The 9886-nt window shown below is 56.3% G+C and carries 8 protein-coding genes and 1 tRNA gene; 7 read left to right on the top strand and 2 right to left on the bottom strand.

The features are described from left to right. Positions 1–101: 101 nt before the first annotated feature. From ACUVSA_RS11390 to ACUVSA_RS11420, 7 genes are all read left to right on the top strand, one after another. On the top strand, positions 102–2768 hold the full coding sequence (locus tag ACUVSA_RS11390) for a CBS domain-containing protein (protein ID WP_445894910.1): 2667 nt from the start codon (positions 102–104) through the stop codon (positions 2766–2768). Then, positions 2752–3405, top strand: a complete 654-nt coding sequence (locus ACUVSA_RS11395) for a site-2 protease family protein (RefSeq protein WP_445894911.1) — start codon at positions 2752–2754, stop codon at positions 3403–3405. Before ACUVSA_RS11390 ends, ACUVSA_RS11395 begins: the two co-directional genes overlap by 17 nt. A 293-nt stretch (positions 3406–3698) precedes the next feature. Continuing rightward, positions 3699–4700 (top strand): tryptophan--tRNA ligase, encoded by a 1002-nt coding sequence (gene trpS / locus ACUVSA_RS11400; protein WP_445890614.1) that lies wholly within the window; start codon positions 3699–3701, stop codon positions 4698–4700. Next, a complete protein-coding gene (locus ACUVSA_RS11405) occupies positions 4693–5478 on the top strand; it encodes a pseudouridine synthase (protein WP_445890615.1) in 786 nt (261 codons plus the stop codon). The genes trpS and ACUVSA_RS11405 overlap by 8 nt, the downstream gene beginning before the upstream one ends. A gap of 85 nt (positions 5479–5563) precedes the next feature. Next, the gene (locus ACUVSA_RS11410) at positions 5564–7378 is read left to right on the top strand and encodes a tetratricopeptide repeat protein (protein ID WP_445894912.1); all 1815 of its coding nucleotides are present in this window, start codon (positions 5564–5566) and stop codon (positions 7376–7378) included. Between the two features lie 12 nt (positions 7379–7390). Next, positions 7391–7466 (top strand) — tRNA-Val (locus ACUVSA_RS11415). Positions 7467–7595: 129 nt separating this feature from the next. Beyond that, positions 7596–7748, top strand: coding sequence for an entericidin A/B family lipoprotein (locus ACUVSA_RS11420; protein WP_445894913.1), 153 nt, complete (start codon positions 7596–7598; stop codon positions 7746–7748). A 284-nt stretch (positions 7749–8032) separates the two neighbouring features. Here the strand turns inward: ACUVSA_RS11420 and ACUVSA_RS11425 are convergent, their stop codons facing one another. Beyond that, positions 8033–8293, bottom strand: a complete 261-nt coding sequence (locus tag ACUVSA_RS11425; protein ID WP_445894914.1) for a hypothetical protein — start codon at positions 8291–8293, stop codon at positions 8033–8035. A 1264-nt stretch (positions 8294–9557) separates the two neighbouring features. Beyond that, positions 9558–9886, bottom strand: a 329-nt coding sequence (locus tag ACUVSA_RS11430) for a tyrosine-type recombinase/integrase (protein ID WP_445894915.1), incomplete at its 5' end; no start/stop codon positions are given.

Raw genomic sequence — 9886 nt, forward strand, 5'->3', positions numbered from 1 at the left:
GAAATCAAGAATCAACTTGGCCTTTTGCCTCGGCCCCGTTAACATCGTGGCACGATGTCGGCTGAAGTCTGCGGGTTGCCATGCGGCAAAGGAGCTTCCACATGGAAGTGATCACAACCCATCTCAATGCGGATTTCGACGCCATGGCTTCCATGGTGGCGGCGAAAAAACTCTACCCGGACGCCCTTCTCGTGTTTCCCGGGTCCCAGGAAAAAAACCTAAGGGATTTTTTCGTCCACACAGCGGGATACCTCTTTGATTTCACTAAACTGAAAGGGCTGGACCTCAGCCGGATTCGCCGCCTCATTCTCGTGGATACACGCCAGGCGTCGCGCATCGGCAAGTTTCAGGACATTGTTTCCCGCCCGGATGTGGAGGTGCACGTCTACGATCACCATCCTCCGTCAGAAGACGACATTCGCGGCGCATTAGAAATCGTGCAACCCGTGGGGGCGACGGTGACCCTGCTGACGCTCATGCTTCAAGAACGGCGCGTGCCGGTCACGCCGGAAGAGGCCACCATTCTGATTCTCGGGATTTTTGAAGATACCGGCTCGTTCACCTTTTCTTCCACAACGCCGGAAGACTTTCGAGCCGCCGCTTTTTTGCTGGAATGCGGTGCGGACCTGAATGTGGTGGCCGACCTGGTCACTCGAGAACTCACCTCCGAACAAGTAGCCCTTCTGCATGAACTGCTGCACTCGGCACGCACCTACAACATTCAGGGGGTGGAAGTGTGCATTGCGACGGTATCCGTGGATCGCTATGTGGGCGATTTCGCGGTGCTGGTGCACAAGCTCAAGGACATGGAAAACCTGGATGTCGTCTTTGCCTTGGCCCGCATGGAGGATCGCATTTATATGGTGGCCAGGAGCCGTATTCCCGATGTCAACGTGGGGGAAATCGCCGCCTATTTCGGTGGGGGCGGCCATGCTACGGCGGCGTCCGCCACCATTAGGGAACTCACCCTCATTCAGGCCGAAGACCGGCTCTTTGAACTCCTGCAGAGTACCATCAAGCCCGCCGTCACGGCACGCACCCTCATGAGTTCCCCCGTCATCACCATTGACGCCCAGGCCGACCTGGCTCAGGCGGAAGAACTCATGGTCCGCTACAACATCAATGCCATGCCTGTGCTGGAAAACGGGCGCATTGTGGGCCTCATTAACCGCCAGGTGCTGGAAAAGGCCATCTACCACGGGTTACAGGCGGAAAAAGTCAGGGAATACATGAACCCAGATTTCGCCGTTATTGGTGTCGATGGGCGGCTGGTGGAAGTTCAAAAACATTTAGTGGAACATCAACAGCGTATTCTTCCCGTCATGGACGGCGAAAATCTGGTGGGTGTGATCACCCGCCGAGACCTTTTAAACCACCTCATCACGGATCGCTCCAGAGAACCCACCGCCCTCAAGGACGACCCGGGCACAGGCCCGTGGAGCAAACAGAAAAACATCGTCGGGGTTATGGCGGAACAGCTACCCAAGGATATCATTACTCTTTTGCGGTCCTTGGGGGAACATGCCGAGGCCCTGGGGTACAAGGTCTATGCCGTTGGAGGTTTCATTCGGGACCTTTTGCTGCGCCGCCCCAATCTGGACATCGATGTGGTGGTGGAAGGGGACGGCATCACCTTTGCCCGCACTTTCGCCGACAAAGAGGGCATTCGCGCGCGCTGCCACAAGAAGTTTAACACGGCCGTGCTGATCTTTCCGAACCAGCGGAAAGTGGATGTGGCCACAGCCCGCCTGGAATACTATCAGTACCCGGCGGCACTGCCCATTGTCCAGTTCGGCTCCCTCAAAATGGACCTCTACCGACGCGATTTCACCATCAACACTCTGGCCGTGGCCCTCAACCCTAAGGAATTCGGAACCCTTATTGACTTTTTCGGCGGCCAAAAGGATTTGAAGGAAAAAGCCATTCGGGTGTTGCATAATTTGAGCTTTGTGGAAGATCCGACACGGATTCTTCGAGCCATTCGTTTTGAACAGCGCTTTGGCTTTCGCGTGGGTAAACAGACGGCCGGCCTGATGCGCAACGCCGTGAAGATGGGCTTGATCGATCGATTGGGAGGGCAGCGGCTTTTTCATGAGCTGCAGCACATCTTCATGGAAGAAGATCCGCTGCCGGCTTTGCGCCGATTGGAAGAATTCGGCGTCATGGAAGCCCTGTGCCCGAAAACCTGCTTTGATGCCAAAGCCGAACAGCTTTTTGTCAAGATCAAGGAAGTAATTCTTTGGTATCAATTAAGTTTTTTGGACGAACCGCTGGAAGCGTGGCGCGTCTACTTCTTAGGCTTTCTGTCGCGCATGAAACCAGGCGATCTCCACAGCGTGCTGGCGCGGCTGGACCTTCCTCACAACGCGAGGGAAAGAATAGTCTGGGCATTTCAGAAAGTTAACGATGTGCTCACCGACTTTTTGCGTTTGCCCGCTCTGCGGCCTAGTGATATCTATCGGGCGCTTCAGCCGCTGGGGCCGGAGGAACTCTTGTTCATGATGGCGAAAACCAACCGCGAAGAGGTGAAGCGTGCCATAAGCTACTATTTCCACCGGTATCGTTATGTGAAACCGGACATTGGAGGAGGGGATCTCAAAGCCTTAGGCCTTCCGCCGGGACCTCTGTATTCAAGAATTCTCACGGCCGTGCGCGACGCCAAGCTCAACGGGGGCGTCAAGACCGTAGAAGACGAGCTGGGGTTGGCTCGAACCCTGATGGCGGAAGCGGATCAAGTAAAGGAAAAACACAGTGCTGGACATTTTTAGGGACATATGCATCTACGCTGTGCCGCTTCTTTTGGCGGTCGTGGGTCACGAAGTGGCTCATGGGTGGATGGCGGAAAAGTTTGGGGATTCCACGGCGCGACTTTCGGGGCGCATCTCATTGAACCCCCTGGTGCACATCGATCTGGTGGGCACGGTGATCGTCCCGATGGCTTTACTTATCACCAAGGCGCCTTTTCTTTTCGGCTGGGCGAAGCCTGTGCCGGTTCAATTCCACCGTTTGCGTGGAGGACGCAAGGCCATGGCGTGGGTGGCTGTGGCTGGCCCTTTAACCAATCTCATGTTGGCCGCGGCCAGCGCTCTGGTCTATCGCATCGTGGTTTTTCTTTTCGGTTTGGGGTTCGGGGCCGGCCCTGGAGGGCTGCTGTTGGATCCCTTGTTTCACATGGCCCGATTTTCGGTAGTTTTTAATTTGGTGCTCATGGCGGTCAATCTGTTTCCAGTGCCGCCCTTGGACGGCGGTCGAGTGCTGACGGGCCTTTTACCCAGTCCCTTGGCTTTTCAAGTGGCCCGCCTGGAACACTACGGTATGTTCATCGTCTTGATCTTTGTGATGACCGGATGGTGGGGATATCTGTTGCGGCCGGTGGTCAACCTCTTTGCGAGGATTTTGCTTTAGGAGGCTGTCCGAGTATGCGATGAGGGGTTTCGTGCCCGGATTGAGGCTTTCCGGGGCCACGCTCTCGAAGGGACGGCCTTGGCAAGCCCAATGGGGCCTTAAGGCGCGATAAGGAGTCGCGGCTTGCGCCGCTCGTACAGAAGACATTCTCGGACGGTCTCCCCGGCCGTGGATTGAGTGGAGGCCATGGTCGGCGACGAAGGCTTCAATCCAGGACTTTTTCCGACGGGGTGCCGGCTGCGCGGCGGGAAGAAAGCTCAGTTTGACAACGAATCAAGGAGGTGAAGGATTTGATGGATCAGAGCAAGCGGATCTTAAGCGGCATGCGTCCCACGGGGCGTCTTCACTTGGGCAATCTGCACGGAGCGTTGAAGAATTGGATTCAGCTTCAGGACCAGTACGAATGCTTTTTCTTTGTGGCGGACTGGCATGCGCTCACCACGGACTATGCGGATCCCGGAGCCATTCGCCAGAACACGTGGGACATGATTGTGGATTGGTTTGCGGCCGGTTTGGATCCGCAGAAGGCTGTCGTGTTTATTCAATCCCAAGTGAAGGAGCATGCGGAACTGTATCTGCTCCTCGGCATGATCACCCCGTTGGCCTGGTTGGAACGCAACCCCACCTATAAGGAGGTGCAGCAGCAGCTGGACACCAAGGACTTGGCCACCTACGGCTTTTTGGGTTATCCGGTGCTGCAGGCGGCGGATATCATTATTTATCGAGCTCATGGGGTGCCTGTGGGCAAAGATCAATTGCCTCACGTGGAATTGACCCGGGAGATCGCTCGGCGTTTTAATTTCATCTACCAAAGGGAAGTGTTTCCCATTCCCGACGCGCTGCTGACGGAAGCGCCGGTGCTGCCGGGAACCGACGGGCGAAAGATGAGCAAGAGTTACGGCAACTGTATCTACATCACGGAACCCGAGGCCTCCGTTCGCCAAAAGATTTTGCAGATGATGACGGATCCGGCGCGGGCGCGCCGCACGGACCCCGGGGATCCCGAAAAATGCCCGGTTTTTGACTACCACAAGCTTTATTCCACACCGGACGACATGGCTCATGTGATGCACGGATGCCGAACGGCGGGCATTGGATGTGTGGACTGCAAGAAGATCCTTCTGGCGCATGTCCTGGAACATCTAGCTCCCATTTGGAACAAGCGGCAGAGCCTGGAGAAGGACATGGACGCCGTGAGGGCTTGCATAGAGGATGGTATCCAAAAAGCTCGCCGGGAAGCCCAAAGGACCATGGACCAGGTGGTTGCAACAGTGGGACTGGGGAATCATGTGTGACGATGGGAAGCGGGATGCTTCTTCAACCCGCGTGCGGCTTCACAAATTCATCGCTCAGGCCGGAATCACTTCACGGCGCACGGCCGAGCGCTGGATTGCGGCCGGGCGCGTGCGTGTCAACGGGGTGGTGGTGACGACTTTGGGTACATTGGTGGATTCGCTGCGGGATGAGGTGCGCGTGGATGGACGCGTGGTGGGGCGGGTGGCGGCCCAACAGGTGATTCTTTTGCACAAGCCCCGGTGGTGCCTCACCACGGTACGGGATCCTCGAGGACGGCCAACGGTCATGGACTGCCTGCAAGGACTCTCCACACGCGTTTATCCTGTGGGGCGTTTGGATTGGGATGCTTCGGGTGCGCTGCTCCTGACCAACGACGGCGAACTGGCCAACCGGCTCATGCATCCGCGCTACGGAGTGCCGAAGGTGTATCGGGTGGAAGTGCGCGGCGTGCCCTCGGCGGAGCAGATGGAGCTGTGGCGCCGTGGGGTAAGGCTGCGTGAAGGGGTGACGGCGCCGGCGGGGGTGAAGTTGGTGCGGCGTTTTTCTGATTCCGCCTGGTTGGAAGTCACGCTTCATCAAGGATGGTATCGTCAGATCAAGCGCATGGGGGAAGCCGTGGGGCTTCCCGTCTTGAAAATTCATCGTACGGCGTACGGCCCCATTCGTTTGGGCCGGTTGCCGGTGGGGCACTGGAGGCGGCTCTCGGCGCAGGAAGTGCGTCGTCTTCGAGAAGCGGTGATGTGGGCACCGGAATTTAGGCGCTCTCATGATGTTTAGAAAAAGCTCTCGGCCAAGACCCTATGAGGGGGCTTCGCTTTTTCGACCTGGACGGAGGAAGTCCAGGGCTTCAAAGGCGATCAAGGTGACTGCCGTCACGGCCGCAGGCCTGGCCGTTCTGGTGGCGGCGTGGCTGAACTGGAATCTCTTTGGTGGTCTCCTGGCAAGGCTTCCGGTACCACATCGGCTGGAAGCGGTTCTGTTGGAAGTCAATGGAAAAACGCAGGAAATTTCCCCGGAGGCGGAAGAGGTATTCAACCCCCGCGATACCATTCGATGGCTCGGCGTGCGAACGGATGGATGGGTGGCCTGGGGAGTGAAGGTGCGATCCGCCGATCTGGATCTTTCGAGAGTCAAAAGGGAGCCAAAGGTTTTAAGGGATCTTTTGCCGACCGAGACCTTTGAGACGCCCAAGAGGATTGAACTGCAAGCCACGTGGATGGGCAGACCTTTGGGCGAGAGTCGGTTCCTGGTGCAGTTGGATGCCAAGGATTGGTTGGCCAAGGCCCAGGAAGCGGGCGGATTGGAAGAGAAAATAAAATATTTGGAGAAGGTGCTGGCGGCCGACCCGCGCAACGTGCTGGTCAAGACCCAGTTGGCGGGTTTGTATGCGGAAGCGAATCAATGGAGCGGTGCGGAAAAGCTTTATGAAGAAGTTTTGGAACTGGGCCATTCCCGTCCTGTGCTGGAAAGGCTTATTGCCGTTGAAAAAAAACAGAAAAAGCACACCAAAGTTTTGGAAGTTTCGCTGGAATTGCTTCGGCTTTCCAATGACGCTCAAGTTTTTCAGGAATTGGTGAGTTACCTTCAGCATCAGGTTCCCACGGGCGAAGCCCTGAAATTACTTAAGCAATATGCCCCTAAGGTGCCGGCGGCCTATCGCGGTTCGTGGCATGTGGTGCGGGCGGATCTGGCCACCAAGACGGAAAACTGGGCGGAAGCCGCCGAGGCGTACGAAAACGCCGTGGCTGCCGGACTTCGGGATCCCAACATTTATTACAATCTCTCGGTGGTTCGATCGAAATCCGGGAATTGGCAACAGGCGGCTCAGGATTTGGAAAAATACCTTAAGGCCAATCCCGCCGATGTGACCAACTGGTTAAAGCTTGCGGCCATGGCGGAAAAAGCCGGCGATACATCCAAGGCGTTGGGGATTTATCGGGACCTTGTCGCCAAAAATCCCTCCGAAAAACGGGCTCTGGTGCGCCTGGCCGCCCTCTTGGAAAAATCCGGGGACAAAGCCGAACTGTTCGAGGTCTACAAAAACCTGGCTCGCCTGGATCCTCAGGACCGCGTGGTGCAATGGAATCTGGCCATGATGCTCTACGACAGCAAGCAGTGGGACAAAGCCCTGGACGCCTTTGAAAAATGCGCGGCCCTTTCCCCGGATGATCCCAAGCCGTTGAAATACCTTTTGGATCTTTACCAAAAAGCCAAGAACGGTCCCAAGCAGATCGAGATGCTGCAAAAGCTCATTGCCGTGGAAAAGGACAACCTGGCGTACTACGACGCGCTCTTTGTCCTGTACGATCAGGCGAAAAACTATGACGCCATAGTCAAGGCGTTTGAAGAAGCCGCGCACAAGCACCCGAACGTGAGCGCCTTTCACCAGTACCTGTTGTACGGGGCCCTCAAAAAGGGCCAGAAACAAAAGGCTTTGGCGGCCTTGGAAGAACTGTGCCGGCTGGAACCCAAGGAAGTCAAGTATCTGAAGCAGGCCGCGCAACTCCATGAAAGCCTGGGCCAATACACCAAGGCTCTGGAGAAGCTCAAGCGTGTTCTGGACATCAATCCCAACGACGCGGCCGCCAAGGACGATTATCTGCGCCTGAGGCTGCTTTTGGTGGCCCCCAAGAAGACGGGCTTTTTCTATTGCACGGAAAAGCCGATTCGTGTATAAGGGGCGTACTTCGGGCGGGTAACTCAGCGGTGAGAGTGCCATCCTCACACGGTGGAAGTCGAGGGTTCGAATCCCCCCCCGCCCACCATTTGAAGATTTGAGGCTTCGGGGCCGCCGAGGCTTTTTTTATGCGCGAAGGGCTTGGCGGCGGCACATGGCCCTCACCCATTGGGGTTCCATGGGCGTGTGTTGCGGGAAAACTTTGAGGAGGCTTCATATGCACGGGGCACATCGCTTGACCTTATGGGTCTGCGTTCTGGCCCTAAGCCTACTTTGCGGCACCGCGGCGGGCTGTAACACCGTCAAAGGCATCGGCAAGGATATTCGTTCCCTGGGCGGTGCCATCGAAAGATCCGCCGGCGGCCGATAAGGCCTCCCTTGCCCGGCACTATCCCGGAGTGTTATCAGCGCCCTTTTGCCTGCCGTTCCACGTCCGGCATTTTCCCCTTGGCGATCCTCACAAAGCTCCTGTGCGTGTCTTCGCGCACCTGGGACGCCAGGGATGGTATAAGCTGCGTCAGCAGAAGCCCATTCTCAATCCATGACAATGCATCGATGATGTCCCGGATCTCGCCGGGGGGCTCTCCGACAAGGACTGCTACGGGGGATGGGTTACCCCATCCCGAGACAAAGGTATTTCCAAAGCTTGGAGTTTCATGCGGCGGCCTCCTGGAGAGTCTGATGCCTGAGCGCCTCGGTTTCGGCGTGATTGAGGATGCACGCCCGGTAGTAAACGACGATGGTTCCGTACGTGTTTTTCATTTTCACGAAGTAGAAGTTCGTCTGCGAATGATACCCAGCACACCAACCAACGAACTTAGGGACATGATCCTGTGGATCGTACACATAGACTCGGCTGCCAAGGGGAAACTCGGCGGTGCCTTCTGTAACGATCGTTTTGTGCCAACGCATCATGTCAATCCTCCAGAGGGGGCCGTTCTCACGTGCCCACTTGTTGTTTGTTTAAATTAGGAGCATTTAGAGAAACCACACACCCTACACACCACACACCCACCCTGATATTCCACCGAAGATCCGCAATCCGGACAAGCTCCCATTTCCTGCAGTTCCGAGGGAACATTGGCCTGCGCATGTCGGTTCAATAGCTTGGCAATGGCATCGGTTCGGGAAAGGATCTGTTCGCCGTTTTGCCAAACGGGCGATGGGCATCGAATTGCTATTTCTTGCACAACTGTGCAGTGAGTTCTATCGGTGTCTCGATTTGTGAGTGCATGGTTGCACCTCCATTACCTTCAGGTTTTGGATCCCGCGGTGGTCCACGATCTTGACGGCGATGCGCTTGTGCTCGCCCGCCCTGAAGGAAAGAGACGCTGTCATGCTGACGCAAGTGTTGCAGCAGATCACACCTTTTCACGGTACCGCACTCTGGGGGACTAACGTCACACGGGTCGCTGCTGTCAGCAACAGGTGGATCGGTTCTTCCAAGTGGCATCGGGGTCCATGGTATTTGGTCAGGTTGGGGGATCTGTACATGCCCTCGTAGGATTACATGATCGTCCCTCCATCTCTATACCTATGACGCAGGTCCGCACCACCCGCAAAGTTCACGGTGTGGACCCATGGCTGCCCCCGCCTCCTCGATGCGCCTAACGCTCTGCGGCTGAGCCGCAGCGCCGAAGGCGTTGGCGGCTCCAGCCGCTGGTTATACCGCTCATCAACGGGTCTTAAGTTTTTCCAGCAGGCTTGATAGGAATGCAATCGACTGCTCAAGATCAGCTACACATTCCTGGACTACAAAGGACTCGCAATCCCAGATTCGCTGCTCCAGTAGTTGATCTCGTTCGGCGGGTTGGAGAACACCAAGCTTGACTGCGGTATCCACAACCCCTTGGGCGATAGCACCCGCAGACCAATAGCCAGGTTTCATCGTGTCGACAAAAGAACTGACGAATGCGTCGACGACCACTTGACGATCTACTGAATCGCAAATGCTAAGGAGTAAGAGCTCAAGGTGGGCAAGGACCATCGTGTACGTGCCAGGAGTTCTGCCAAAGCTCGGGCCCATGGCTCATTATGGTAGGTTAGGACTGGTTCCGTGAGTTGGGGAGGGGCTCCCCGGAGGTCTGAGAGATATCGGCCTAGCCTCGAGAGACCGTCCTCAAGATCCGTCACAATTCGGGAATACCTGTTTTCTCTATAAGACACCTTCGTTTCTCCTCTACAAATTATCCACCGGACTTTTGACGCCCTTGCCGCCTCGATTGAGAAGGTGAGTGTAAATCATGCTGGTCTTTACGTCCTCGTGACCAAGAAGTTCCTGCACTGTCCTGATGTCATAGCGGCTTTCCAGGAGTTGCGTGGCGAAGGAATGCCGAAATGGATGACAAGTGGCTCCTTTGGCCAGCTTAGCCTTCCTAACCGCGCCGTTGACCGCCTTTTGGATGATCGATTCGTGAACGTGATGCGGCCCTTCCTCGCCGGTCTTCTGGTTTTTCCAACGGTTCTCCTGCGGAAAGACCCACTGCCAGCGCCACTCCTTGGGCGCGT

The sequence above is a fragment of the Desulfosoma sp. genome, assembly GCF_052743555.1.